The organism is Streptomyces sp. ID05-26A (assembly GCF_033794685.1).
Taxonomy (GTDB): Bacteria; Actinomycetota; Actinomycetes; order Mycobacteriales; family Pseudonocardiaceae; genus Lentzea.
Genome location: NZ_JARAYZ010000002.1, coordinates 1,312,862 through 1,337,111, shown reverse-complemented (window position 1 = coordinate 1,337,111; position 24,250 = coordinate 1,312,862). Strand labels below are relative to the sequence as shown.

19 protein-coding genes are annotated in these 24,250 nt (G+C 69.7%); 12 read left to right on the top strand and 7 right to left on the bottom strand.

Annotated elements, in window-relative coordinates:
- Window positions 1-111: 111 nt before the first annotated feature.
- The 4 genes from PV646_RS21855 to PV646_RS21840 all read left to right on the top strand — a co-directional run bounded on the left by PV646_RS21855 (window position 112) and on the right by PV646_RS21840 (window position 4,288).
- Window positions 112-1,074 carry an acyltransferase domain-containing protein gene (locus PV646_RS21855; RefSeq protein WP_500344018.1) on the top strand — a complete coding sequence of 321 codons (963 nt, stop codon included), beginning with the start codon at window positions 112-114 and terminating at the stop codon, window positions 1,072-1,074.
- Window positions 1,075-1,101: 27 nt separating this feature from the next.
- The gene (ngcE, locus tag PV646_RS21850; RefSeq protein WP_500344017.1) at window positions 1,102-2,505 is read left to right on the top strand and encodes an N-acetylglucosamine/diacetylchitobiose ABC transporter substrate-binding protein; all 1,404 of its coding nucleotides are present in this window, start codon (window positions 1,102-1,104) and stop codon (window positions 2,503-2,505) included.
- Between the two features lie 92 nt (window positions 2,506-2,597).
- Window positions 2,598-3,476, top strand: a complete 879-nt coding sequence (locus tag PV646_RS21845; RefSeq protein WP_500345057.1) for a carbohydrate ABC transporter permease — start codon at window positions 2,598-2,600, stop codon at window positions 3,474-3,476.
- Window positions 3,473-4,288 carry a carbohydrate ABC transporter permease gene (locus PV646_RS21840; RefSeq protein WP_500344016.1) on the top strand — a complete coding sequence of 272 codons (816 nt, stop codon included), beginning with the start codon at window positions 3,473-3,475 and terminating at the stop codon, window positions 4,286-4,288. The genes PV646_RS21845 and PV646_RS21840 overlap by 4 nt, the downstream gene beginning before the upstream one ends.
- On the opposite strand, the gene PV646_RS21835 is transcribed toward PV646_RS21840, so the two are convergent.
- The 3 genes from PV646_RS21835 to PV646_RS21825 all read right to left on the bottom strand — a co-directional run bounded on the left by PV646_RS21835 (window position 4,249) and on the right by PV646_RS21825 (window position 6,739).
- Complete coding sequence (locus PV646_RS21835) at window positions 4,249-4,635, bottom strand: glycoside hydrolase family 20 zincin-like fold domain-containing protein (protein ID WP_500344015.1); 387 nt, start codon at window positions 4,633-4,635, stop codon at window positions 4,249-4,251. The genes PV646_RS21840 and PV646_RS21835 overlap by 40 nt on opposite strands.
- Window positions 4,636-4,739: 104 nt before the next feature.
- Window positions 4,740-5,744 carry a dihydrodipicolinate synthase family protein gene (locus PV646_RS21830; RefSeq protein ID WP_500344014.1) on the bottom strand — a complete coding sequence of 335 codons (1,005 nt, stop codon included), beginning with the start codon at window positions 5,742-5,744 and terminating at the stop codon, window positions 4,740-4,742.
- A complete protein-coding gene (locus tag PV646_RS21825) occupies window positions 5,744-6,739 on the bottom strand; it encodes an NAD-dependent epimerase/dehydratase family protein (RefSeq protein WP_500344013.1) in 996 nt (331 codons plus the stop codon). Before PV646_RS21825 ends, PV646_RS21830 begins: the two co-directional genes overlap by 1 nt.
- 131 nt (window positions 6,740-6,870) lie before the next feature.
- Here PV646_RS21825 and PV646_RS21820 point away from each other — a divergent pair, with 131 nt between their 5' ends.
- From PV646_RS21820 to PV646_RS21795, 6 genes are read left to right on the top strand one after another with little or no spacing between them, the layout of a single operon-like run.
- Window positions 6,871-8,007, top strand: a complete 1,137-nt coding sequence (locus tag PV646_RS21820) for a GntR family transcriptional regulator (RefSeq protein WP_500344012.1) — start codon at window positions 6,871-6,873, stop codon at window positions 8,005-8,007.
- Window positions 8,004-9,005, top strand: a complete 1,002-nt coding sequence (locus PV646_RS21815; protein ID WP_500344011.1) for a Gfo/Idh/MocA family protein — start codon at window positions 8,004-8,006, stop codon at window positions 9,003-9,005. The genes PV646_RS21820 and PV646_RS21815 overlap by 4 nt, the downstream gene beginning before the upstream one ends.
- Window positions 9,002-10,279, top strand: a complete 1,278-nt coding sequence (locus PV646_RS21810; RefSeq protein ID WP_500344010.1) for an ABC transporter substrate-binding protein — start codon at window positions 9,002-9,004, stop codon at window positions 10,277-10,279. The genes PV646_RS21815 and PV646_RS21810 overlap by 4 nt, the downstream gene beginning before the upstream one ends.
- Window positions 10,276-11,157 carry a carbohydrate ABC transporter permease gene (locus PV646_RS21805; RefSeq protein WP_500344009.1) on the top strand — a complete coding sequence of 294 codons (882 nt, stop codon included), beginning with the start codon at window positions 10,276-10,278 and terminating at the stop codon, window positions 11,155-11,157. The genes PV646_RS21810 and PV646_RS21805 overlap by 4 nt, the downstream gene beginning before the upstream one ends.
- Window positions 11,154-11,981 carry a carbohydrate ABC transporter permease gene (locus PV646_RS21800; RefSeq protein WP_500344008.1) on the top strand — a complete coding sequence of 276 codons (828 nt, stop codon included), beginning with the start codon at window positions 11,154-11,156 and terminating at the stop codon, window positions 11,979-11,981. The genes PV646_RS21805 and PV646_RS21800 overlap by 4 nt, the downstream gene beginning before the upstream one ends.
- On the top strand, window positions 11,978-12,979 hold the full coding sequence (locus PV646_RS21795; RefSeq protein WP_500344007.1) for a zinc-dependent alcohol dehydrogenase: 1,002 nt from the start codon (window positions 11,978-11,980) through the stop codon (window positions 12,977-12,979). The genes PV646_RS21800 and PV646_RS21795 overlap by 4 nt, the downstream gene beginning before the upstream one ends.
- A gap of 1 nt (window position 12,980) precedes the next feature.
- Here PV646_RS21795 and PV646_RS21790 read toward each other — a convergent pair whose 3' ends face one another.
- A complete protein-coding gene (locus PV646_RS21790; RefSeq protein WP_500344006.1) occupies window positions 12,981-13,823 on the bottom strand; it encodes a polysaccharide lyase in 843 nt (280 codons plus the stop codon).
- 258 nt (window positions 13,824-14,081) lie between these two features.
- On the opposite strand from PV646_RS21790, the gene PV646_RS21785 reads away from it, so the two are divergent.
- Complete coding sequence (locus PV646_RS21785; RefSeq protein ID WP_500344005.1) at window positions 14,082-18,539, top strand: alginate lyase family protein; 4,458 nt, start codon at window positions 14,082-14,084, stop codon at window positions 18,537-18,539.
- Between the two features lie 52 nt (window positions 18,540-18,591).
- On the opposite strand, the gene PV646_RS21780 is transcribed toward PV646_RS21785, so the two are convergent.
- Complete coding sequence (locus PV646_RS21780) at window positions 18,592-19,425, bottom strand: polysaccharide lyase (protein WP_500344004.1); 834 nt, start codon at window positions 19,423-19,425, stop codon at window positions 18,592-18,594.
- Between the two features lie 110 nt (window positions 19,426-19,535).
- Complete coding sequence (locus tag PV646_RS21775) at window positions 19,536-20,399, bottom strand: alpha/beta fold hydrolase (protein ID WP_500344003.1); 864 nt, start codon at window positions 20,397-20,399, stop codon at window positions 19,536-19,538.
- A gap of 56 nt (window positions 20,400-20,455) precedes the next feature.
- On the opposite strand from PV646_RS21775, the gene PV646_RS21770 reads away from it, so the two are divergent.
- A complete protein-coding gene (locus PV646_RS21770) occupies window positions 20,456-23,257 on the top strand; it encodes an ATP-binding protein (RefSeq protein WP_500345056.1) in 2,802 nt (933 codons plus the stop codon).
- A 147-nt stretch (window positions 23,258-23,404) separates the two neighbouring features.
- On the opposite strand, the gene PV646_RS21765 is transcribed toward PV646_RS21770, so the two are convergent.
- On the bottom strand, window positions 23,405-24,163 hold the full coding sequence (locus PV646_RS21765) for an SDR family NAD(P)-dependent oxidoreductase (RefSeq protein WP_500344002.1): 759 nt from the start codon (window positions 24,161-24,163) through the stop codon (window positions 23,405-23,407).
- Window positions 24,164-24,250 lie beyond the last annotated feature (87 nt).

Genomic DNA, 24,250 nt, shown 5'->3' with positions numbered 1-24,250 from the left:
GAAGAATCATTGACGTGCAGGAGGTCACACATAATGATGTGCCGAACCAGGGCAAGACACGCCGTATTCATTCCCTTTTCGGGGAAGGAATCTCCGAAAGCAGGTGCCGCCATGAGCGAGACCGACGACTGGCTCGCCTCGCTGCTGAAACAGCCGGGCGCCGACGTCGCGGACCTCGAACCGGTGACGACGGCCGAGGCCGCACGACGGCTCGTGCTGCTCGGTGTTCCCGACACCGACCACGCCGGCGTGCTGGCGACGCTGCCGAGTCCGAACGGGACGCCGGACCTGTGGGAAGCGCTGCTGAGGTGCCACCAGGTCCTCTACGCGGCCGATCCGATCCCCAGCCGGAAGATCGACTGGCCGAACGCACCCGCCGGACTCGGCGCGGCCGGACGGTACTTCTACGTCCACCTCTTCCTGCTGGCGCTGCCGTCGCTGCTGGACCTGCACCGCGAGCTCGACGTCCCGTTCGACATCACCGCGGCCACCGTGCAGGACCTGGGCGCCAAGGTCGTCAGCTACCGCAAGTACTACGACACCGGTGGCTTCGACCGGCAGGGCTGGCTGGTCCGGCACTTCCGCGGCACGCTCTTCCGCCTCGGCAGGCTGCAGTTCGACCGCGCGGTGCTCACGCTCGACGAGTACGAGGCCGAGTCGGAGACGGGCCCGAAGGACGGCACCCCCGTCCTCGAGGTGCACATCCCCGGCGACGGCCCGATGACGCCGGAGGCCTGCGACGAGTCGTTCCGCCAGGCCAGGCCCTTCTTCCGGCGGCACTTCCCGGACGAGCGCTACGAGCACGGCACCTGCCGCTCGTGGCTGCTCGACCCGCAGCTCGCCGAAGTGCTGAAGGAATCCTCGAACATCGTGCAGTTCCAACGGCGGTGGGCTCTCTTCGGCCCCACGCCGGACTGCGACAGCGACGTCCTCGAGTTCGTCCACCACCTCCCTCCCGGCACCGGTGACCTCGCCGCGCTGCCGCAGGACACCACGTTGCAGCGCGCCATCGTCAGTCACCTCCAGTCGGGCGGCCACTGGCGCCAAGGCTGCGGCTGGCTCGCGCTTCCCTGACCCCCTCGACAAGAACGGACCTTCGCCATGCCCTCCAACGAGATCTCGCGGCGCAGCATGCTCAGAGCCGCCGCGGTGCTGGGGTTGACCGTCCCCGGTCTGGCCGCCTGCGTCACCGCCGGCAACAACAGCGGACCGCAGTCCTCCGGTGGCGACAAGAGCGCCACGAACCCGTTCGGCGTCAAGGCCGACGCCCCGCTGGAGGTCGTCGTCTTCAAGGGCGCCTACGGTGACGACTACGTGCTCGCCGCGGAAGGTGTCTACAAGAAGCAGTTCGGTGGTGCGGTCATCGACCACAAGGGCATCCAGAAGGTCGGCGACACGCTGCGGCCGAGGTTCGTCGCTGGCAACCCGCCGGACGTCGTGAACAACACCGGCGCGGGCCGGCTCGACATCGCGGCCCTGAACCAGTCGCAGCAGCTGGAGAACCTGGAGAAGCTGCTCGACGCGCCCTCCTGGGACGACCCGAACGTCAAGGTGCGCGACACGCTGCTGCCCGGCGTGGTCGAGGACGGTATCTACGACGGTTCGTTCGTGCGCTTCAACTACGCCTACACGGCGTGGGGCCTGTGGTACTCGAAGCCGTTGTTCGAGAAGAACGGCTGGATGTGGCCGACGACCTGGCAGGAGATGCTGGAACTCTGCGAGGACATCAAGAAGACCGGTGTCGCGCCGTGGACCTACCAGGGCAAGTTCCCCGAGTACATGACCGACCCGTTGCTGGTGATGGCCGTGCGCGGTGGTGGCATGGACCTGCTGAAGTCGATCGACAACCTGCAGCCGAACGCGTGGCGGCACGAGTCGGTCAAGGCGGCGGCCGAGGCGATCGCCGAGTTGTCCGGCAAGGGCTACCTCATGGCCGGCTCGGAGGCGTTGTCGCACACCGAGGCGCAGGCGGCGTGGTGTCAGGGCAAGGCGGCGATCATCCCGAGCGGCTCGTGGCTCGAGGCCGAGCAGAAGTCCGTCACCCCTGCCGGGTTCGACATGGTGATGGGCGCCGTGCCGTCGTTGAACGGCAGCAAGCTGAAGAACAACGCCATCCACGCGGCCAGCAGCGAGGCGTATCTCGTGCCGAGTCAGGGCAAGAACGTCCAGGGTGGACTGGAGTTCCTGCGGATGCTGTTCTCTCGCAACGCGATGAAGGACTTCGCGAAGTCGGTCGGCACGCTGCCGTCGGTCAAGGGCGCCACCGAGGGCCTCACGATGTCACCGGCGCTGAGCTCGGTCGCGGAGGCCGTCAAGAACGCCGGTGACGACACGATCAACTACCGGCACCGCATCTGGTATCCGACGCTGACCAAGGCCGTCGACGACAGCGTGGCCGAGCTGGTCACCCGGCGGATCACGCCCGCCGAGTGGGTCGACCGGGTGCAGAAGGCCGCCGACGACCTCGCGAAGGACACCAGCATCAAGAAGTACGAGCGGAAGTGACCGTTACGACCAGGCCGGTGGAGCGGGCTGCGGCGCCCGCTCCACCCGCGCCGACCAAGCGCCGCAAGCTCAACCGCGGGTATGGGTTCGTCATCGGCGCCCTCGCACCCGCGCTCGTGCTGCACGTCGTCTTCATCGTCTCGCCCTACGCCCAGGCGTTCTACCTGTCGCTGACGGACTGGAACGGTGTCGCGGGCAAGGCGAACTTCGTCGGCTTCGACAACTTCACCCGGCTCGCCGGCGACTCGCTGTTCCTCGACGCCATCAAGAACAACCTGCTGCTGTTGCTGCTCATGCCCGCGGCGACGATCGGGATCGGCCTGTTCCTGGCGACGATGATCCAGCGCGGCGGCAAGGACGGCCGCAGCGGCGTGAAGGGTTCGCGGTTCTACGAGATCGTGTTCTTCTTCCCGCAGATGTTGTCGGTCGCGATCGTGGCCGTGCTGTGGGGTTTCGCCTACAACCCCAACAACGGCCTGATCAACGGCGTGCTGCGGGCCGTGGGCCTGGACGGGCTGGCACGCAGCTGGCTCGCCGAACCCTCGCTCGCGCTGTTCGCCGTGATGGCGGTGATGATCTGGTCGGGCGTCGGCTTCTACATGGTGCTGTTCTCCGCGGCCATCGACGGCATCCCCAAGGAGATCTTCGAGGCCGCGCTGATCGACGGCTCGTCGGGCTGGACCACGTTCCGGCGGATCACGCTGCCGTTGCTGCGCGACAACGTCCAGGTGGCGTTCGTGTACCTCGGCATGGTGGCGCTGGACGCGTTCGCGCTGGTGCAGATCATGACGGTCGGGCCGGGCGGTCCGGACGGCGCCACCGAGGTCATGGGCCTGTCGCTGTACCGGACGGCGTTCGAGTACGGCAAGTTCGGCTACGCCAGCGCGATGGGTGTCGCGTTGTTCTTCGGCACGCTCGTGTTCGCGCTGGTGGCGTTGCGCGGCAACAAGAACCGGACGGAGCTGGCATGAAACGGTTCCCGCTGCACATCGCTCTGGGGTTCTGGGCGGTCGTCACGGCGTTCCCGCTGCTGTGGGCGGTGACGAGCTCGGTCAAGTCCGACGCGGAGATCCTGACCAGCCCGTGGACGGTGCCGTCGGAGGTCCGCTGGGACAACTTCTCGCGAGCCTGGAACGAGGCGTCGATCGGGCAGTACTTCCTGAACTCGGTGATCGTCGTCGGCGGCGCGTTGTTCCTGACCATGCTGGTCGGCGGCATCGCGGCCTACACGCTCGCGCGCTATCGGTTCCCGGGCAACAGGTTCGTCTACTACCTGTTCGTGACGTCCCAGTTCTTCCCGACGTTCCTGGCGCTCGTGCCGTTGTTCTTCACGGTCGAGCAGATGGGGTTGCTGGGCACGAAGCTCGGGCTGATCCTGGTGTACGCGACGTTCGCGACGCCGTTCACCATCTTCTTTCTGCACGCGTTCTTCCGCACGCTGCCGTCCGCGATCGCCGAGGCGGCGTTCATCGACGGCTGCACCCACTGGGGCGTGTTCTTCCGGGTGATGCTGCCGATGGCGCGGCCGGGCCTGGTGTCGGTCGCGATCTTCAACTTCCTCGGCCTGTGGAACCAGTACCTGCTGCCACTGGTGCTCAACCCGGATCCGGAGAACTACGTGCTGGCGCAGGGACTCGCCGCGTTGTCGACGTCGCAGGGCTATCAGAGCGACTGGAGCGGCCTGTTCGCCGGCCTCACCATCGCGATGCTGCCGGTGTTGCTCGCGTACGTCTGCTTCCAGCGCTACATCCAGGCTGGCGCCACGGCCGGCGCGGTCAAGTGAGTCAGGTCCGCCGCCGTCACGGTTCCGCCGGCTGACAACAGCCGGCGGAACTGCTCGACGGCGTTGCGCAGCCCTGCCGGGGTGGCGGCACGCAGCATCACGGCGTGCTCGCTGACCAGCAGGGCGTAGCCGTCTTCGCCGAGCCCGCGCATCGCCGGTTCGTGCGTCACCATGACCACGCCGTCCCTGGAGTTGCCCAGGACGATGCCGGTGGTCTCGCGGACGATGCGTCGAAGCTGTTGCGCCGCCTCGTTCGCGTTGCCGATCACGCGGATGTCCATGTCCCGGCGCAGCACGAAGTGCCCGGTGCGGCGGCGGGGTTCCTTGCCGTGCTTACGAATCGCCATGACGTTCCTCCTGGGACGGATTGATTCCGTTGACACGAAACGGTTCTGCGAGAGAGGGTGGAGGTGCGGGCATCCGTGGGCGGACGTGATGCCCGCACCTTCCGTCAGCGCAGCCAGTCCGCGTAGGTCTTCTGCACTCGGGTCAGTTCCTCGGCCTGGCCGGGGGAGAGGGTCTCGTGCGGGTCCAGGCACCAGATGCCGTCGAGGATTCCCTCGCGCCGGAGCACCTCGTGCACACCGGCGATCACACCCGCGAAGTCGTTGCGGACGTCGAACACGGCGGCGTTGGCGTCGACGCACATCGCGTTGAGCGCCTCGACCCGTTGGCGTGCCTCCAGATCGCCTGCCACGGCGGCTTGGGCGTCGTGGAGGATCTGGACGGCTGAGCGCGTCCACACCGCCCAGTGGCCCAGCAGCCCGCCCACGAACCTCCTGACTCCGCCGTTGACGTGGAACGGGGTGAGCAGGTCGCTGATGATGTTGTCGTCGTTGCCCGTGTAGAGGGCCACCTCGGTGCCGCGATCGGAATCCGCCACGCCCTGGACGAGTTCGAGGGTGCGGTAGCGGTCGAACGGGGCCGCCTTCACCGCGACGGTCGACGGCTGGTCGGCCAGGCGGCGCCAGTAGGAGCGCGGGAGGTAGCGGCCACCGACGGCTTCCTGGAGGTAGAAGCCGATGGTGGGCAGGACCTCGCCGATCGCGGCGCTGCGGTCGAGGAGGTCGTCGGTGGTGTGGTCCGGGAGGCCGCCGGGGGAGACGAGGACGGCGTCGTAGCCCAGCTCGCGGGCTGTCTCGGCCTCGGCCACCGCCTGGCCGGTGGGACCTGCCACACCCGCTACGCGCACGAACGGCGTCCTGGAGCCGAGTTCGGCCCGCCCGTCGATCTCCTCCGCCGCCAATGCCAGCACCGGCCGGTACAGCCCGTGCTCGCGGATCTCGAACTGCGTGGTGTGCACCCCGACGGCGAGCCCGCCCGCCCCCGCCTCCAGGTAGTACCGGGTCAACGCCCGCTGCCGCTCCTCGTCGAGCCGCCGGGACGCGTCGAGGGCCAAGGGATGCGCGGGGATCACCGTGCCGCGGCGCAGCAACGCCGCTGTCGCGAAGTCCATCAGAACCGCCCGTCCCGTCGCTCGAACTTCGTCGGCTTCGACCAGAGCGACCCGCCGTCGCGCAGCCACGAGGCCTGCAGGTCGATCAACTGCCCGAGCGTGCGGTCCGGGTAGCCGAACAGTTCGTGGCACGTCGTCGCGTCACTGAGCAGCGACGTCTCCGGCAGGTAGCCGGTGAACGAGGCCTCGACACCCAGCCGCGCGGCCAGCCGGGTCGCGATCGACCGCACTGACGCGGTCTCCGGGCCGGTCAGGTTCAGCACGAACGGGGCGTCGGAGGCGTGCCCGATGCTGCGCAGCACGACCTCGTTGGCGTAGCGCTGCCAGACGACGTTCACGGCGCCGGTGGTGAGGTCGATCGGCTTGCCCGCGAGGAGCTTCTGAGCGAGGTCCGCGAGCACGCCGTAGCGGGGTTCGCAGGCGTAGTTGAGCCTGATCAACGCCACCGGGGTGCCGCGCGTGCGCGCCGCGTGCGTGAACACCTGCTCCCGTCCCCGGCACGTGATCGCGTAATCGCCGTCGGGCCGCGGCTCGTCGGTCTCCACACTGCCCCCGCCGACCGGCGCGGTCATGCCGTAGACGTTTCCGGTGGACAGCGCGACGATCCGCGCCTCCGGATAGCGCTCGGCGACGTACGCGGGCAGCACGGTGTTCGTCATCCAGGCCTGCTCCGGCGCCCCTGCGGTGCCGAACTTGGCACCCACCAGGAAGATCACGGTGTCGGCGCCGGGCAACGACGCCACCGCCGCCGGGTCGCCGAGATCCGCCGTCACGACCTCGACGCCCTGCGCCTCCACCCGTGCGCGGCTGTCCTCATCGGACCAGCGCGAGACGGCGCGGACTTTCCCGGCTGAGGCTCGCGCGGCCATGCCCGCGATGCCCGACCCGGTCTTGCCGCCCGCTCCGAGCACGACGACGTCACCCCAGCCGGCGGCCTCCGCGACGAGCGCGGAAGAAGGCCTGCCGAGTTCTTCTTCGAGGTCTGCCTCATTCATGAGGGCACACTCCTAGCGTGCAACGAATTCATTCTCTGAAAGGAATGAATTTCTGGCCTGATGTGGTCTCGCCACACAAAATCACAGGTCACCTCTTGCGGCAAGCAGCATCATGAGTCATTCTTCCCGGCATGACATCAGCTGAATCGGAGGATTCATTCCTTCATTCCTCCGCTCGCCCGAAATGGCAGTGGGCGGCTGACCGTCTGCGCAAGGACATCGCCGACGGCGTGTGGGGGCCGGGTGACCAGCTCCCCGTCGAACGCGAGCTCGCGACCACGCTGTCGGTCAGCATCAACACGATCCGGCGGGCTGTCGGTCAGCTCGTGCACGAGCACGTGGTGCTGCGGCGCCAGGGCGCGGGCACGTTCGTCCGTTCCGAGTCGGCGCCGATCATGTCCGGCCGGCCGCTCGTGGGCGTGCTCGTCCCGTCCACCACGTACTACTACCCGCGCGTGATCGACGGGCTGCAACGCGTGCTGCGGGGAGCGGGCGTCGGTGTCGTCCTGGTGTGCTCGAAGTACGACCTCGACGTCGAACACGACGAGCTGCGCACGATGCTCGACACCGGTGTGCAGGGCCTGCTCCTGGTGCCGAGCCTGCACCTCATGACCGACCCGCAGTCCTACGTGGACGGTCTGCGCGACCTGCCGGTCCCGTACGTGCTCGCCGAACGGCGCCCGCCGTCACCCGAGCCGGACGACCCCACCACGTTCGTCGGCACCGACCACGCGGGCGGTGTCTGCAAGGCCGTCCGGCACCTGAGGTCGCTGGGGCACGAGAGGATCGGGTTCCTGGGCCGCGTCAGCACCGGCACGTCCGAGCAGGTCGCGGACGGCTTCGACCAGGCCGTCGACCTGCTCGGCGTCGACGCCGCCGCGACCGTGCGCCGGTTGCTCTGGCAGCAACAGGACATCACCGCGTATGCCCGGCGTTGCGTCGAATCCGGGGTCACGGCGGTGTTCTGCCACGGTGACCGCGACGCCGCCGCGTTGATCGTCGCCGCGCGCCGGCTCGGCCTGTCCGTGCCGGGTGACCTCGCCGTGGTCGCCTACGACGACGAGGTGGCGGAGGTCGGCGACATCCCGCTGACCGCCGTCTCACCTCCCAAGACCGAGGTGGGCGCGCTCGCCGCCCAACTGCTGCTCCACCGCATCGACGGTGGCCGGAACGTTCCCTCCCAACAGGTCCTGATCCAGCCGCGACTCGTCGTCAGGGCGTCGTGCGGCATGGCAGAGCTGAAGCTTCCCGAGAAAGCAGGAACATGACGTCATTCCGGATCGGACTCCTGGGCGCCGGCGCTGTCGGCGCACACCACGTCCGTGCGGCGGCCGGAGCCGACGGCTACACGATCGCGGCGATCTGCGACGTGCGCCGCGAGGCGGCCGAGGCACTCGCCGCGTCCGGTGTCGAGGTGTACGACGACCACCGGACGATGATCACCGAGGCGAACCTCGACGCCGTCATCATCACGACACCCCACGCGCTGCACGCGCAGCAGGTCGTCGACGCCGCCGAGGCCGGGCTGCACGTGCTGGTGGAGAAGCCGATGGCGACCACCGTCGAGGACTGCTCGCGGATGATCGAAGTCTGCCGGGAGGCGGGCGTGCTGCTCGCCGTCGCGCACGTCATCCACTTCGACCCGGTGGCACGGGAGGCCCGCGCGCTGATCGCGTCCGGTGAGTTCGGCGAGCCGCTGCTGATCGCGCACCGCCGTTCCGCGCACTACGAACCGAACTCCCGCCCCGCCTGGTTCTTCGACCCCGTTCTCGCGGGGGGCGGCATCGTGCTCAACGTCGGCACGCACGGCCTCGACCGCATCCAGTGGTTCGGCGGCGGCACGGTGAGGCGGGTCAGCAGCGTGGTGCGCGGCCGGGACGGGATCGACGTCGAGACCGACTCGCTCGCGTTGATCGAGCTCGCCAACGGTGTCACCGCCAGCGTCGTGCTGACCAGCAGGGGAACGCCGTACTACGACGAGACCGACGTCGTCATGCCCGAGGTGACGCTGCGGGTGAGCGCCAGCGACGGCCTGTTGTTGCTGCGGGACGGCAACATCACGACCTTGGTCGAGGCCAGCCCCGTTCACCTGCGGTCGGCCTTCCGCTCCCAGCTCGACGGGTTCGTGTCCGCGGCGAGAGGCGAGGGCGGCGAGTACGTCGACGGTGCCTACGGACGGTCCGTGGTGTCCGCCGCGCTCGCCGTCTACCAGGCCGCCGACCGCGGGAACCCCGTGGACGTGCCGCGTCCGGCGGTTCGCCCATGATCAGCCGCCGCAGCCTGCTCGCTGCCGCCGGTCTCACCCTGCTCACGGGCTGTTCGTCGTCCACGAAGGATCCGAACGGGCCGCTGAAGTTCTGGTCCTCGTTGCGCGGCACGAACACCGTCGTGGACGCCTGGAACGCCAAGAATCCCCGCGAACCGGTCGTGCTGGAGACGGTCACCTCGGGTTTCGCGGGGGGCAACGCGAAGCTGTCGAACGCCGCCAGGGCCGGCAACGCGCCGGACGTCGTGTCGATGGCCGACGCCGACCTGCCGATGTTCGCCCTGGACGGGGTGGCCGCCGACGTGACCGACCTGGTCAGCGCGGGGCTCCGGGACGACCTCGGCGCGGTGGCGTGGTCCGGTGCCTCGTTCGGCGGACGCGTCTACGGCGTGCCGCTCGACCTGCCGCCGTTGCTGATGCTCTACCGCGAGGACCTCCTGCGCGAGCACGGCGTCGAGGTACCGACGACGTGGGACGAGTTCCGCGAGGCCGCCCGCGCGTTGAAGGCCAAGAACATCTACCTGACCGCCTTCCACCCCAACGGGTACAACCTCTTCGCCGCCCACGTGATGCAGGCCGGCGGCCGCTGGTTCGGTGTCGACGGAGACTCGTGGGTCGTCGACTTCACCGACCCCGGCTCTCTGAAAGCCGCTGACTACTGGCAGTCGCTGCTCGACGAGGACCTGCTGTTCCTCGCACCGGGCAGCAGTCAGGAATGGCTCGCCGCCCTCGCCGAGGGACGGGTCGCCACGCACCTGGTCAGCACGTGGGGTGTGGCCGCGCTGGCGTCCTCGGTGCCGGGCGGGGCCGGCAGGTGGCGCATCGCCGCGGCACCGCAGTGGGATCCCGCGAAGCCGTCGATCGGACGGGACGGCGCCTCGCTGCACGTGATCACTGCGGAGAGCGTCAAGAAGGACCGGGCGATGCGGTTCATCGAGTGGATGTCCACCTCCCCGGAGGCGATCACCGCGCGCCTGTCGAGCGGGCGCTCCAGCCTGCTGCCCGCCGCGCCGAAGCTGTGGGACGCGGCGGCCAAGCAGTTCAAGACCACGTTCTACGGCGGGCAGGACCTCTACGGCCTCGCCGCGAAGCAGTACGACCTCCAGCACGGTGACTGGACGTGGGGACCGCGCATGCAGTCCACCGCCACGTCCATCCACCACGGCCTCGCGCGCATCCCCTACGGCACCACGATCGCGCAGGCGTTGCGGGACGCGGAGGCGGAGACGCTGCCGGACATGCGCAGCCTCGGTCTGGCGGTGAGGCGCTCGTGATCAGGCAACGCTCCGCCATCGGCCTCCTGCTCGGCCCGTTCGTCGCGCTGCTCGCCGTCGTGTTCCTCGCGCCGACGCTGTACGCGATCTACCTGAGCTTCTTCGCCCGCTCGCACACCGGCCTCGGGTTCGGCAACGGGCAGACCGCGTTCGTCGGCGTGCGCAACTACGGCGTCGTGCTGACCGACCCGAGCTTCCTGCAGGGCGTCGGCATCACCCTGCTGTACTCGGCCGTGTTCATCCCGCTCGTGATCGTCGGCGCGCTGTCCCTGGCGTTGCTCTTCGACTCCGGCGTGGTGCGGCTGCGGCAGCTCAGCCAGACGATCCTGTTCGTGCCGCACGCGGTGCCGGGCATCATCGCCACCGTCCTGTGGCTCTACCTCTACACGCCGGGCATCTCGCCGGTGATCGACCTGATGAAGGGCCTCGACCTGGAGGTGAACTTCCTCGGGCTCGAGATGGTCGTGCCCTCGCTGGTCAACATCGCGTTGTGGAGCGGTCTCGGCTACACCACGGTGATCTTCTTCGCCGCGCTGCGCGCCGTGCCGCGGGAGGTGCTGGAGGCGGCCGAGATCGACGGCGCCGGGCCCGTGCGCGCGGCCGTGACGATCAAGGTGCCGCTGATCAGGGGCACGATCGTGACCGTGCTGATCTTCACGGTGATCGGCGCGTTGCAGCTGTTCACCGAACCCATGCTGCTCAGCAAGGTCACCCCGCTGATCGGCCCGCGCTTCACCCCGAACATGTACATCTACGACGCCGCGTTCGCCCGCAACAACCACAGCCTCGCCTCGGCGGCGTCGGTGCTGCTGCTGATCGTGTGCTGTCTGCTCTCGTTCGCCGTGACGCGCGGCGCTGCCCGTGGGGGACGCTCATGACCGGACGGCTCACCGCGAACGTCGTGATCGGCGTCGGCGCGCTCTACGCGTTGCTGCCGCTGGTCTGGTTGCTGCTCGCGTCCACCGTGAACACCGAGGCGCTGTTCGCGTCCGACTTCTTCTCGTGGGACAACTTCGCCTTCACCGACAACGTGAAGTCGTTGTTCACCCAGGACAAGGGCATCTACGGCCGCTGGTACCTCAACAGCATCCTGTACGCGGTCGGCGGCGCGGCCGTCGGTGCGCTGATCAGCACGGCCGCCGGGTACGTGTTCGACAAGTTCTCGTTCGCCGGCAAGAACCAGCTCTTCGCCCTGGTGCTCGTGTCGGTGATGGTGCCGGCCGCGGTGCTCGCGTTGCCGCTGTACCTGATGGTGTCGGCGGCCGGGGTGGCGAACACGGTCTGGTCGGTGATCATCCCGGTGCTGTTCAACCCGTTCGGCGTGTACCTGGCGCGGGTGTTCTCCGCCGCCTACGTGCCGAACGAGGTCCTGGAGGCCGCGCGGATGGACGGCGCGACGGAGATCCGCAGCTTCGCGTTCGTGGGACTGCGGATGCTCGCGCCGGGCTTCGTGACGATCTTCCTGTTCCAGCTCACGTCCATCTGGAACAACTTCTTCCTGCCGCTGGTGATGCTGTCCGACCAGAACCTCTACCCGGTCAGCCTCGGCCTGTACAGCTGGAACTCACTCGCGAACATCGACCCCGACTACTACCCGCTGATGGTCGTCGGGTCGCTGTTCGCCCTGCTGCCGCTCGTGCTCGCGTTCCTGCTGTTGCAACGGTACTGGCGGTCCGGACTCACCGCGGGGAGTGTCAAATGAGGGTGCTGGAGTACACCGGAAATCGCGAACTGCGGTGGCGCGACGTCCCGGACGCACGTGTCGTCGATCCCGGAGACGCCGTGGTGCGCCCGGTCGCCGCCACCACCTGCGACCTCGACCGGGCGGTGATCGCGGGACGCACGCCGTTCCCGGCGCCGCTGCAACTCGGTCACGAGTGCGTGGCCGAGGTCGTGGACCCAGGAGGTTCCGGGCTTCTCGCCGGTGATCTCGTCGTCGTGCCGTGGCACATCTCGTGCGGCACCTGCGCGACCTGTTCGTCCGGGGCGCCTTCGCGGTGTCTGTCGGTGCCTCGGTACGCCATGTTCGGGCTGCCGCTCGGCGGTGCGTGGGGCGGACTGTTCTCCGAACTGGTGCGGGTGCCCTGGGCGGCGGCGAACCTGGTCAGGCTGCCGCACGGAGTCGCGCCCGAGGCGTTCGCGTCGGCCTCGGACAACCTCACGGACGCGTACGGCAGCGTCCTCAAGGGACAGACGCACGCACCCGGTGCGCCGCTGCTCGTGTTCGGTGGCACCAGCATCGGGTTGTACGCGTGCGCGTTCGCCCGCGCGCTGGGCGCCTCCCAGGTCGCCTACGTCGACACCAGCGACCGTCGTCGCGCCATTGCTGAGGGGTATGGCGCGCAGGCGGTCGCAACGGTGGGTGACCTGGACCGGCGGGAGTTCCCGCTGACCTACGACGCCTCCGGGCACCCGGACGGGCTCACGGCGGCGTTGAAGGCGACCGAACCCGGTGGGCACTGTCACAGCGCCGGCATCTACTTCGCCGGAGTGACGGTGCCCACCGGGCCGATGTACATGAACGCGGTCACGTTCACGACGGGCAGGCCCGACATCACGCCGCACCTGCCCGCCGTGCTCGACCTCGTGGCCGGGGGAGCGGTCGACCCCCTGCCGGTGTTCAGCGATCACCTGACGTTCGACTCGCTGCCGGAGACCCTGGCGCTGCTGCCGGAGAAACCGCTGGTGACCCATGGTTGAGCTAGATGGGGCTGGTGTTCACGCGCAGGTCGTCGTACCAGATGTAGCCGGTCCTGGTGGGCGCGAACGACGCGTCACCGCCACCGGCGAACGACGACAGGTACGCGCGGTCGATCAGGTCGCCGTTGCGCACGAACTTCAGCCCGGTGATGAGCGCGGCCGACCGGCCGTTGAACCACACCTGGATCTCGCCGTCCGGGTTGGCGTTGCCGTTCGTCACGGTGTTCACCTTGACCCGCTGCACGATCTCGACCCATTGGCCCGGCGGGTAGTAGACCGGCTTGCCGTCGAGCGAGAGGTCCCGGTAGTCGCCGTACTGGCTGGCGTGGTCCATGCTGTAGTAGTAGATCGCGGCCTTGCCGCCGCTGCGCCAGATGAACCGCGACGTGAAGCCGTTGTAGCCGTCGCAGGCCTGACCGCCGGAGCAGGAGGCGCCCGCTCCGAGCCCGACGCCGACCTTGCCGGCGAAGTTCGTGTTGCCCCAGCTGAAGTCCGAGCTGAAGCGCACCCACTGCGCCACGTAGTACTGCTGGGCGCGCGGGATCGCGAACGGTGCCTGCGCGCCGGACGGGCCCGGGCCGTACTGGCCCGCCGGATAGGTGACCCGCAACGACTTGCTGCCGCTGCGCTTCACGCTGGAGTCGATGTACGTCCGGCTGTCGAGGCCCTGGTGCCAGGGCGCGTTCCAGCCGTCGGCCGCCCACTTCGCGAGCGTGTAGGGCGCACCGGCGGCCGGTGTCTCGAAGTAGTTGTTCAGCGCGGCCGCCATCGCCGGCGGCGCGGCAATGGTCGAGGCGATTATCGCCGCGCAGCTGGAGAGTACGAGCAACCTCTTTGTTCGCATGCACTTCCTCCGCTTGGTCGGACCCGCGGGCGGACGGGAGGATGAAGTGGTCTGCACCACTTACCTGACGCAGTATCGCCACGTCGCGAGCGGTGGGTCAACGGTTCGCGAGGTCATTCCACAAACATTCCAGTGTGGACTGTCGGGCGAAAACCGGGCATTGACTGGGCATCCGTGATGTCGCAGGATTCCGGCAACGTGCGGGGGCCGTTGCATTCCTTCTCTCAGCCGGAATGAATTCTTGTCTGGAGGAACCCGATGAGAAAACCTGTCGCGGTTTTGCAGGCGTTCGTCGTCGTGGCGGCCATGGCCGTCGCCACGAGCGCGACCGCCTCGGCCGCACCCGGACCACCGGCGCCGGACACGCCGGTAGCGCACGAGCTCCTGCGCAACGGCGGCTTCGAGAACGCCACCACGTCCTGGACGCTCTCGGCCGGTGCCCGGCGCGAGAACGCCGCGCTCGCCGTCACGTCCGCCACCGGCACGGCCTGGGAGGGCGCGACCTCGGCGTCGTTCGGGATCGACGTGCGGCGGATCAGCTCCGTCAAGGTGTCCGGGCGCGTGCAGCTGGACGACGTCGTGCAGGGCGCGACCGCCGACAACGCCGCGAAGATCTCCATCGCGTTCGTCGACGCCACCGGCAAGCGCACCTGGAAGGGCGTCAACCTCACCGGCACGCAGGACTGGACCGATCGCGCCGACGTGCACACCGTTCCGGCGGGCACGGTCTCGGCGTTCCTGTCGATCGCGCTGGACCGGGCCAAGGGCACCGCGCGGTTCGACGACCTGAAGGTCAGGGCCGAGTCGTGGGTGAACCTGGTCAACAACCCCAGCTTCGAGCTCACCACACCGTCCACTGAGGCCTGTCCGGCACCCGCCTGGTGCACGCCGTACCTCAGCGCAACCTACAAGGTCGACACCACGACCGCCTCCCACGGCACCAGGTCGTTGCGCATCGACGCCTCGCCGACGCAGAAGATCGGCGGGTTCGTCACCGTTCCGCTCGACCAGAAGACCTGGCCCGTCGTGCAGGTCTCCGCGAAGGTCAAGCTCGACAAGGTCGAGACCGCCGACTACACCGACTTCCCCGGTGGCCTGCGGGTCACCGTCGGGTTCCTCTACACCGACGCGAACGGCCAGAGCGTCTACTCGCCGTCCGGCCTCATCAACGGTGTGCTGACCGGCTCCCGTGACTGGACCACGATCTCCGGCACGTTCCGCGTGCCGCCGCTGATGACGAGGCTCCAGATCATCCCGGCGATCCAGAACGCCACCGGCACCGCGTGGGTCGACGACGTCCGCGTGACGCCCGAGTCGCCGTGGATCTCGCCGGACGCGCAGACCAAGAGCGCGGCCGCCGGTGGCCAGGCGAAGTTCCAGACCACCGTCACGAACCGCCGCTCCGTCGCCGACTCGCTGCAGCTCGCCGTGGACGGCCCCGGCTCGGTGACGCCCGCCGCGACCCCGGTGTTGCAACCGGGGGAGTCGACGATCGTCTCGGTGTCGTTGCCCGCGGGATCGTCCGGTGTGCTGACCGCGACGCCCGCAGGTGACGTGACCCTGGTGCAGCAGGCGAGCTTCAAGGCCGAGCAGGCGACCTCTCCCGGCGGCGCGCCACGGGTCTACAGCACGCCCGCACAGCTCGACGCGCTCAAGCAGCGGATCGCCGGGCAGGACTGGGCGCGCAAGGCGTTCGACTCCGTCGTGAAGGCGGAGGCGGACGCGTGGCTCGCGCGGCCGCTCGACCAGCCGGTGAACCACGGCGGCTGGAGCGGCAACTTCAAGTGCCCCGGCACGAACACGTCGTTGGAGTTCAACTACACCTTGCCGAAGCTGCACCGCTGCCCGATCGACGGCAAGTCCTACACCGGTGACCTGCTCGACGCCGCGTGGATCGAGATCTGGCACAACAACGCGGCCCAGGCCGCCGCCGACCTCGGCCTCGCCTTCCGCGTGACGGGCGATCAGCGCTATGCCACCAAGGCACGGGACATCCTCGCCTACTACGCCGAGCGCTTCCTGTCCGTGCCGCTGAACGTGATCTACGGCCGGGTGCACTACCAGTCGCTGGACGAGGCCGTCGCCGCGATCGGCCTGATCGACGGGTACGACCTGATTCGCGACACGCTGCCCGAGTCCGATCGCGTGGACATCGCGCTGAACCTGCTCAAGCCGCTGGCCGGGCTCGTGCAGTCCTATCCGACGGTGACGTCGAACTTCCAGGCCTGGACGGTCGCCGCGGTCCACGGCGTCGGGTCCGCCATCGGGGACGAGGGCCTCCGCAGGTGGGCACTGGACGACCCCGAGATGGGCACCGAGTTCCTGCTGAACAAGGCCCGCCTGTCCGACGGCTGGTGGTGGGAGGGCGCCGCGAGCTACCACGTGTACGCGTTGCAGGCGTTGACTTCCCTGGCGGTCTCCGCGCGGAACCTGGGCGAACGCGACTACACGGTCGACGAACGCTTCCGCTCGATGCACACGACGTTGTTGCCGTACCTGCACCCGGATCTGACGATTCCGGCGGCCGGTGACGGTGGCACGTGGGGCCGTCGCTTCGGGCCGAGCTTCGCGGCGATCGCCGAGTGGGCCTACGCCGAGTACGGCGAACGTGACTTCGCGACGGGCCTGAACTACGCCTACACCAACCTCGGCCGTCCACGTTCGGACCGGTGGGCGCTGCGCTTCGGCGTGGACTCGCTGCCGAGCCTGAGCGGCCCGCGGCAGCCCAGCGCGACGTTCGGCGGGCTCGGCGAGACGGTGCTGCGCTCGTCGGACGCGCCGAACCTCGTGCCGAACCCCGGCTTCGAGGACGCGTCGCTCGCCGACGCCGGCAAGCCCGCGTTCTGGCAGCTCGACGGCGGCAAGTGGGCCGACCGCAGGCTGACCGGCGCCGCCTCGCAGACGTTCCCGCTCGACGGCACCCGGCTCGCGCACCTGACGCTGCAGGCGATGGCGAAGGGCAAGGGCAGCATCGAGGCGGTCTTCCTCCACGACCGCTGGGAGGTCGGCCGCGGATCGCTGCCCATCTCCGGGAACTCGTGGTCGGCACGGGAGACCGGGCTCGACGTGCCACCGCTGGCGCGCTCGGTGAAGCTCACCGTGAAGGGTGACGTGACGGTCGACGACGTCGACCTGTTCGCCGACGACCTGCTCGGCACCGGAGGGTTCGAGGACTCGGCCCGCGGCTGGACCGGGCAGGGAGCGGCGGAACTGTCCCCGCTCGCGCACCGCGGCTCGTCGTCGGCCAAGATCACGGCCGGGCTGAACCGCGGCGCCTGGACGACCGACGTCCCGGTGACCGGCGGCAACGTGACGTCGGTGAAGCTCGACGCGCGGACCTTCACGCCGCTGGTTCCGTTGCGGGAGAACGGTGGCGCGCGCATCGAGCTGTCGTTCGTGACGCCGTCCGGTGTCTCGCAGCCGGTCGTGACCTCGTTCCACGACCTGCTGGGCTGGCGTTCCCGCACCCTCGGCGCGGACGTGCCGAAGGACGCCATCGCCGCCAGGATCTCGCTGGTGGTGGAGAACGCGGCAGGCGTCGCGTTGTTCGACGACGTGCGGCTGGGCTTCTCCGGTGCGGTGGACCCGTTCCAGGCCAACGCACTGCGGCTCGACCACGGCGTCGCGGGCGGCACCCACGGCCACGCGGACAAGCTGCACCTCGACGTCGTCGGCGGGGGAGCACTGCAGTCCACCGACCTGGGCCAGATCTACGGTGTCGACAACGCGGACCTGACCAACAACTGGTACCGCGAGACGGTGTCGCACAACACGGTCGTGGTCGACGGCAAGAGCCAGGACCGCAACATCCGCGGTGCACTGGAGTTCTTCGGCACCACACCGAGGCTCAAGGTGGTCGACGCGCGCGCGGACAAGCCGTACGCGGCGATCCCGGACGTGTCGCTGCGACGCGTCGAGCTGATGACCGACGAGTACACAGTGGACGTCTTCGACGCCCGCGGCACGTCGGCGCACCGGTTCGACCAGTCGTGGCACGGCGTCGGTGACCTGACGGTCTCCGGCCCGGCGATGACACCGCCGGCCTGCGGCACCTGCGTGCTCGACCCGAACGACAAGGACTTCGGCTACGACGAACTGCGGTTCGTGGCGGAGGGGACCGCGTCGGCCGGCGCCTGGCAGGCGGAGTGGAAGACGCCGCAGTCGGTGCTGTCGATGCGGGCGCTCGAGCCTTCGTCCACGCGCGTGCTGCGGACGACCGGGCCCGGGCTCGCCACGGACGGCAAGCAGATCCCGTTCGTGTTGGCCAGGCGAGACGCCATGAGCACCCGGTTCACCACGTTGCTGGAGACCAGGTCCGCGGCGGCGCCGAGTGCGATCGCGTCCGCACAGCAGGTGCGGGACGGGCACGTGCGCGTGCAACTGGCCGGTGATCGGCGTGACGACGTGCTGTTCGACGGCGGGTACGCGCTGGTGCGCAGGGCAGGCGACAAGCCGCTGAGCATCGACGTGCTCGGCAGGCAGTCGGTCGAGGTCGACGGGCGCACGTGGCTCTCGTCGTCGAAGAAGCTGGAGAACGCCTCCGCGGTGTTCGACGGGAGCACTCTGCGGCTCGCGGTCGGGCGCACGGCGGACCGGGGTCAGGTGACGATCACCGTGCACGCCCCCGGTGTCCGCTCCGTCGAGCTGAACAACCAGCCGGTCAGCTCGGTCACCCGGCACGGCGATCTGCTGAAGGTGACGGTCACGGTCGGATAGTCCAGTGCACGACGAAGGGCCGGGGCGAGGTGCCCCGGCCCTTCGTCGTGTCCTAGATGGGGGAGGTGGAGACGCGCACGTCGTCGTACCAGATGTACGAGTTGCGCGTCGGTGCGAACGACTGCGTCGCACCGCCGAAGAACGACGAGAAGTAGGCGAAGTTGATCTGGTCGGCGTTGCGGACGAACCGCAGCCCCGTGCGGGTGCCCGCCGGAGTGCCGTTCACCCACGCCTGCACCTCGCCGTTGGCGTTGGCGGTGCTGCCGCTGACCGTGTTGACCCTGACCCGCATCTTCAGCTCGATCCACTGGCCACGCGGGTAGCTGTACAGCCCACCGGGGCTGAGCTGGAACGAGTCGCCGTACTGGCCCGACTTGCCCATGTGGTAGAAGTACAGGATCGCCTTGCCGTCACGGCCCCACGCGAACCGCACCGTGAAGCCGTTGTAGCCGTCGCAGGCGATTCCGCCCGAGCAGCGCTTGCCGCCCGCGAGCCCGAGGCCGATCTTGCCACCGAACTCCGTGCCGCCCCAGCTGAAGTCGGGGGAGAACCGCACGTACTGCCGCAGCCAGTACTCCCGGGCCTTGGGCACGGCCAGGTCGGCCGACGCGCCGGAGTTCTCCGGACTGATCCTGCCCGCCGGGTAGAACAACCGCAGTGACTTCGCTCCGGAACGCCGGACCGAGGTGTCGATCATCGTCCGGGTGCCCATGCCCACGTCGAACGTGGACGCGAACCCGTCCTTCGCCCACTCCGCCCTGGTGTACGCGCTCCCACCGGCAGGCCGTTCGAAGGTGTTCGTGAGCGTCGCGGCCTGGGCCGCGGGCGCCGTCTGGGCGCCGAGCAGCGCGCAGACGGCCAATGACAACAAGGAAATTCTCCTCATCGAGTCTCCTCACAGGGATTCGGCAAATGGTATGGACCATTCGCCGAATCCAGTATCGGCACGGCTTCACACCGTGGTCAATGGAATGAATTTCCCCGTGTGCGGAGGAATCAGCGCTTCACCAGGTCGCGGATCGCCGCCTCGACGACGTCCGGTGCCTCCTCTGCCATGAAGTGTCCACAGGAGACCGTCCGGTGGTCGAGGTCGGGTGCCCAGGCCTGCCACAGTCCCCGCGCGTCGAACCCGAGTGCCGCGCCCCAGTCCTGCTGCAGCACGGTGACCGGCATCGTCAGCTGCTCGCCCGCCTGCCTGGCCGCGGTGTCGTGCTCGACGTCGATCGTGGCCGACGCGCGGTAGTCCGCGACGATCGACGTCACGGCCTCCCGCGAGGCGCGCAGGTACTCGGCGCGGATCTCCTCCGGGAACGGCCGCCCGCCCCAGATGTCGAGGAAGTGGCCGAAGAACGCGTCCGGGGTCGCGCCGATCATCTGCTCGGCGAGGCCCGGCGGCTGGGCCATCAGGAACAGGTGGAACCCGACCGCGGCGGACGTGCCGCGCATGACGTCCCACATGTCCAGCGTCGGCAGCACGTCGAGCGACGCGAGGTGCGTCACGTGCCGCGGGTGGTCGAGCCCGGCCCGGAACGCCACCAGGGCGCCCCGATCGTGCCCCACGAGAGCGAACGTGTCGTGCCCGAGCGCCCGCGCCACCTCCACGACGTCGGCGGCCATCGTGCGCTTGGCGTAGGTGAGGCCCGTGTCGGCGGGCTTGTCGCTGTCGCCGTACCCGCGCAGGTCGGGCATGATCACGGTGTGGTCGGCGGCCAGTCCGGCGGCGACGTGCCGCCACATGAGGTGGGTCTGCGGGAAGCCGTGCAGCAGCACGACGGGGCTGCCGCTGCCGGTCGTGGCCACGTTCAGCTCGATGCCGTCGGAGACCTGAACGCGCTGGTGGTCGAATGCGGTGTGGTTCACGCCGTCACTGTGCCGGGGCCCGATCAGCAACGAATCAGCGTTAGGGTCAGCGGGTGGTGACGTTCGGGGTGCTGGGCCCGCTGACCGCGGGAACCGCCCGGCTCGGCGGCCCGAGGCAACGCGCCGTGCTGGCCCGCCTGCTGGTCGCCCGCCGCCGTGTCGTGCCGGTCCGCACGCTCGTCGACGACCTGTGGGAAGACCCGCCGGACGGCGCCGTCGGCACGGTGCAGACGTTCGTCGGCGCCCTGCGCAAGGCACTGGAACCCGGCCGTCCACCCAGGACACCCTCCTCGCTGCTCGTGACTGAGGGCGCCGGCTACGCGCTGCTGGCTGAAGACGTGGACGCGTGGCGGTTCGAGGAGATGCTCGGCGGCGACCTGTCCGTGCTGGACGGTGCGCTGGCGTTGTGGCGAGGCCCGGCCTACGGCGAGTTCGCCGACTTCCACTGGGCGCGGGTCGAGATCGACCGCCTGGAGGAACTGCGACTGGTGGCGGTCGAACGCCGCGCCGAGGCCGCACTCGCGTTGGGGCGCGCGGCCGGGGTGGTCGCGGATCTGCGGGCTCACCTCGCCGACCACCCGTGGCGGGAGAAGGCCTGGAGCCTGCTCGCGCTGGCGCTGTACCGCGAGGGTCGGCAGGGCGACGCGCTGCAGGTGGTGCGAGAGGCCCGGCACGCGCTGGTGGAGAACCTCGGCGTCGACCCCGGTGAGGAACTCCGCACGCTGGAGTCGGACATCCTGGCCCAGGCACCCCGGCTGCGGCCGTCACCGGAGTCCGCTTTGGTGGGACGCGCGGCCGAGTTGGAGTTGCTGGACACGGCCGTGCCGGCCGCCGGGCTGGGGATCGCGCTGGTGACGGGGGAGGCCGGGGCGGGAAAGACCGCGCTGGCCACGGCTTTCGCCGAGCTGCTGGCCGGTCGTGGCTGGCGGACGGTCTGGGCGCGCTGCCAGGAGGACGCTCCGGTGGCCTGGCCGTGGCAGCAGGTCGTGGAGGCGCTGGGATCGGAGCTCGTCGCCGCCGACCGGTTCCAGCTCCGCCTGTCGATCGTGTCCACTGTGGAGTCGGCCGCGCCGGTGCTGGTCGTGCTGGACGACCTGCACCAGGCCGACGACGAGACCCTCGCGGTGCTGGCGGCCTGCACCGGCCGCACGCTCTCGGGCCGCGTCCTGATCGTCGCGACCTCACGCACGGCGGTGCCGCTGGAGGCACTGGCCCGTGCCGAACCGGTCCGCGTCGAGCTCGGCGGCCTGGACGAGGACGCCGTCGCCGCGCTGGTCGGAGCGGAGGACGCCGCCGCGATCCGCGAACGCAGCGGCGGCAACCCCTTCTACGTCAAGGAACTCGGCCGCCTGGTCGCGTCCGGTGGTGATCTCGGCTCGGTTCCGGCCGGTGTGCGTGACGTGCTCCGCCACCGCCTCGCCGGGCTGCCCGCGCAGGCGCGGACCGTGCTGCGCCAGGCCTCCGTGCTGGGCCGCGACGTCGAGGTGGACCTCCTGGCCGCACTGGCCGGTCACGACGTGCTCGACGCGCTGGACCTCGCGATCGAGGCCGGGTTCGTCGTGGAGGTGGCGCCTGGCCACGCCCGGTTCACGCACGCGCTGGTGCGTGACACGGTGTACGAGGACGTGTCGCTGACCAGGCGAGCGCGCTGGCACGCGGCGGTGGCGGAGGCGCTGCGACCGGGTGACGTCCAGACGCTCGCGCACCATCACGCCCTCGCGGGCACGAGGAGCGCGGCGGCGGCGCGGGCGCTGGAGGAGGCCGCGGAACAGACGCGTTCGGCGCGGGAGGCGGTGCGGTTGTGGCGTGCCGCGATCGCGGCCGGCTCGGAACGGTTGACGGGGCTGGTCAGAGCACTGGCGGTGAGTGGAGACCTGGCGGGGGCGCGGGAGCAGAGGTCGGCGGCGTTGCGGCTCGCCGATGGTCCGCACGAGCTGGCCGAGGTGATCGGTTCGTTCGACGTCCCCGGCATCTGGACCACCAACGACGACCCGGTCCACTCCGCCGAACTCATCGCCGCCGCCGAGCGCACCCTGTCCGCGTTCCCCGGCCCGACCGCGACCCGGGCCCGTCTGCTCGCCACCATCGCGATGGAGGACCGGGGCTCCGGCGCGCGCCTCGCGCAAGCACGAGAAGCCGAGGTCATCGCTCATGACCTCGGCGATCCCGCACTCCGGGCGTTCACCCTGAACGCCCGCTTCATGCACACCTTCCACCGCACCGGGCTGGCCCCGGACCGTGCCGCGATCGGCCGCGAACTCCTCGAGGTCGCCACCGACGTCACCTACGAGGTGCTCGGCCACCTGATCCTGGTGCAGGCCTGTTCCGCACTGGCCGACTTCGGCACGGCCGACGCCCACGCGGCCGCCGCGGACGACCTGGCCAGGAGCCACGACCTGCCGCTGGTCGGCGTCTTCACCGACTGGTACGCGGCCCTGAAACTCGCGGCCACCGGCGAGAAGACCGAGGCAGAACGCGCGTACCGGGCCGCGGCCGAGCGCGTCCGGGGCACCGGGATGTGGGGAATGGAACGCGGACTCCTGCCGCTGGCCCTGCTGAGCCTGCACGGTCCGTCCACAGTGGACCTCGCCGACGACTGGGGTCCGTACCGGGACTGGGTGCGTCCGCTGGTGTTGCCGCACGACGAGGCGGTCGAGGCCGCGCGGGCGTTGCCCAACGGGCCGGCGGACCTGCTCATCGAGGTCCGCGCGTGCCTGCTGTCGATGGCCGCGACCAGGTTGCGGGACGACGAACTGCGGCACCGCGCGCACGAGTTGCTGCTGCCCGCCGAGGCCGAACTGGTGGCGGGCACCGGGCTGTTCACGTTCGGCCCGGTGGCGGACTTCCTAGGCGGCTAGTGCGGTGGCCACTAACCTTTACCTGGTATTTCGCCGGTCAGACGGGTGCATCGCGGTGCCGTCCCCGAGTACTGGACGTACGGGGGCGCGGGGACGGTGCTGCGAGGCGCCCTGCTGGGCGCCGGAAGACCCGGCGAAGGTCAGTGGTCACCGCACTAGCGCCGGGCCGAGCAGCAGGCCGCCGTCCAGCACGAACTCCGCCCCGGTCGCGAACGCGCCGTCCTCCGAGGCCAGGTGCAGGACGAACGCGGTGACCTCCTCCGGCGTGCCGAGGCGGGGCACGGCGAACGGGGCGGGGGAGTAGAGGTCGGCGATCGCGGGCTGACCGGCGGCCACCGGTTCGGTGATCAGCGGCGTCGACACCACGCCGGGGTGGATCGAGTTCACGCGGATGCCGTCGCGGCCGAGCTCCAGCGCGGCCGTGCGCGTGAGTCCCCGCAGCGCCCACTTGCTGGCCACGTAAGGCGCGTAGTACGCCTGACCCACGTTGCCCATGGTCGAGGCGATGTTCACGATCGACCCGCCGCCGGCCTTCCGCAGTGCGGGCGTGGCGTGCTTGATGCCGAGGAACTGCCCGGTCAGGTTCACCGCGAGCGTCCGCTGCCACACGTCGAGGCTCGTGTCCTCGATCAACGCCGCCGGGTGCTGGGCGCCCGCGTTGTTGACCAGCACCGAGATCGGCCCGGCCGCCTCGACGGCCGCGATCCAGTCGTCCTCGGACGTTACGTCGAGCCGCACGGCGAACGCCCGTGAGCCCAGTTCCGCGGCGAACGCGGCGCCCGCGTCCAGGTCCCGTGCCGCGATCACGACCCGCGCTCCCGCGGCGTGGAAACCCCGCACGTGGCTCGCGCCCATTCCGCTCGTCGCCCCGGTGACGAGCACCGTGCGGCCGTCGAAGCGTCCCATCATGTCCTCCAGTGGTGAGTTGAGTGACTCACCTCGGAACGGTAGTCACGACCCCGATGGTGAGTCAAGTGACTCACCTCATGGCAT